This is a genomic window from Vibrio sp. Sgm 5 (assembly GCF_026241575.1).
Lineage (GTDB): Bacteria > Pseudomonadota > Gammaproteobacteria > Enterobacterales > Vibrionaceae > Vibrio > Vibrio jasicida.
The window spans coordinates 1-1,575 of the sequence record NZ_JAPHPY010000120.1 but is presented as its reverse complement, the minus strand read 5'-3'; the positions used below and the strand labels follow the sequence as shown (position 1 = coordinate 1,575).

3 protein-coding genes are annotated in these 1,575 nt (G+C 43.4%); all 3 read left to right on the top strand.

The genetic code is table 11. The annotated features are described in order from the left end of the window. Positions 1-136 precede the first annotated feature (136 nt). The 3 genes from OQJ86_RS26270 (at position 137) to OQJ86_RS26255 (ending at position 1,503) form a co-directional block, all read left to right on the top strand. On the top strand, positions 137-421 hold the full coding sequence (locus OQJ86_RS26270) for a type II toxin-antitoxin system RelB/DinJ family antitoxin (RefSeq protein WP_005398409.1): 285 nt from the start codon (positions 137-139) through the stop codon (positions 419-421). After that, positions 418-696, top strand: coding sequence for a type II toxin-antitoxin system RelE/ParE family toxin (locus tag OQJ86_RS26265; protein ID WP_265992238.1), 279 nt, complete (start codon positions 418-420; stop codon positions 694-696). The genes OQJ86_RS26270 and OQJ86_RS26265 overlap by 4 nt, the downstream gene beginning before the upstream one ends. 159 nt (positions 697-855) lie before the next feature. Further along, positions 856-1,503, top strand: coding sequence for an HAD family hydrolase (locus OQJ86_RS26255; protein WP_010448839.1), 648 nt, complete (start codon positions 856-858; stop codon positions 1,501-1,503). Positions 1,504-1,575 lie beyond the last annotated feature (72 nt).

Sequence of the window (1,575 nt, the reverse complement as noted above, 5' to 3'; positions counted from 1 at the left end):
AAATGAACCGCCCTGTGCGGAGCCGCATGCAGGGTGGTGTGGGGGCTGGAGGCTAGACACCTCCGGCTACCCGATTAGTTGCCCATCTCAAAGCCTAGTGCTAACATTTGTACACACACCAACAAAGGAATACATCATGGACACTAGAATTCAATTTCGTGTTGATGAAGAAACAAAACGCCTAGCTCAACAAATGGCTGAGAGCCAAGGTCGAACTCTAAGTGATGCTTGCCGTGAACTTACTGAGCAACTCGCTGAACAACAAAGAAAAACATTATCTCACGATGCATGGCTAACTGAACAAGTAAACCTAGCATTTGAGAAGTTTGACTCAGGAAAATCCGTTTTCGTTGAACACCAAACTGCTAAGTCTCGAATGGAAGAGCGCAAAGCCAGAATCCGTAATCGAGGTAAGCAATGATTTTATGGGAAGAAGAGTCACTTAATGATCGTGAAAAGATCTTCGAGTTTCTCTATGACTTCAACCCTGATGCGGCAGAAAAAACTGACAACCTCATTGAAGCAAAAGTAGAAAACTTGCTTGAACAACCTTTAATGGGTGTACAACGAGATGGCATCCGCGGACGATTGCTCATTATTTCTGAGATTTCGATGATTGTCTCTTATTGGGTCGAGGGCGATATCATCAGAGTTATGCGAGTACTCCACCAGAAACAAAAATTCCCTATGGATTGATTGCTTCCTCTGGGGAACTAACGCCCTGTTAAGGTGTGAGCAACGCAATACCGAAGCCGCCGCACACCACCTTATACGCTGAACGCAACGCATAGTAAAAATGCCACGCGTTGCGAATCACTCTTAAACAGTTTGTTATACGAACTCGCAAAATTTAACATGGAGAACAAATTGAAAGATTATGAAGTTTATCTGTTCGATATGGACGGAACGTTAGTAAATTCAGAGCCATTAAAGGGTAAAGCTCTAGCATTGGCTTGCGCAGATTACGGCGCTCAAGTTGATCACAATATATATAAAGACGTTATGGGTGAAAGTTGGCAGGTTGTGACTGGTCACTTTTTTACTCATGCGGGCATTTCACCAGATCTAGGCGAGTTTAATCGTTATTTTCGAGCTCACTACGAACTGATGTTAAACGACGAACTTGAGTTGAATGCAGGAGCTAAAGCGTATATTGAACACTTGAAAAAAGCAGGGAAAAAATGTGGTGTTGTCAGCTCGGCAGCAACATGGATGGTTGAAAATATTTTGACTTCATTGCAGTTAGAAACAGCTTTTGATCTTGTTATTACCCAAGAGCATGTAACCAAGCATAAACCTGATCCTGAAGCTTATAATCTTGCACTCGCAAATTTAGATGTATCACCTGAACATACAATAGTGTTCGAAGATTCAACAGCAGGCATTAGCGCAGGTAAATCTAGTGGTTGTGACGTTATTGCCGTTAGGCATGAGTTTAATGGAAAAAATGACTTAAGCGGCGCATTAAGATCTATCAGTGTGTACGATGAAATGTTCGTATAATCGGGTAGCCGGAGGTGTCTAGCCTCCAGCCCCCACACCACCCTGCATGCGGCTCCGCACAGGGCGGTTCAT

Bases quoted from the DNA above. Each gene is read 5' to 3' on its own strand.
- OQJ86_RS26270 (WP_005398409.1), top strand. From the start codon at position 137: ATGGACACTAGAATTCAATTTCGTGTTGATGAAGAAACAAAACGCCTA.
- OQJ86_RS26255 (WP_010448839.1), top strand. From the start codon at position 856: ATGGAGAACAAATTGAAAGATTATGAAGTTTATCTGTTCGATATGGAC.
- OQJ86_RS26265 (WP_265992238.1), top strand. From the start codon at position 418: ATGATTTTATGGGAAGAAGAGTCACTTAATGATCGTGAAAAGATCTTC.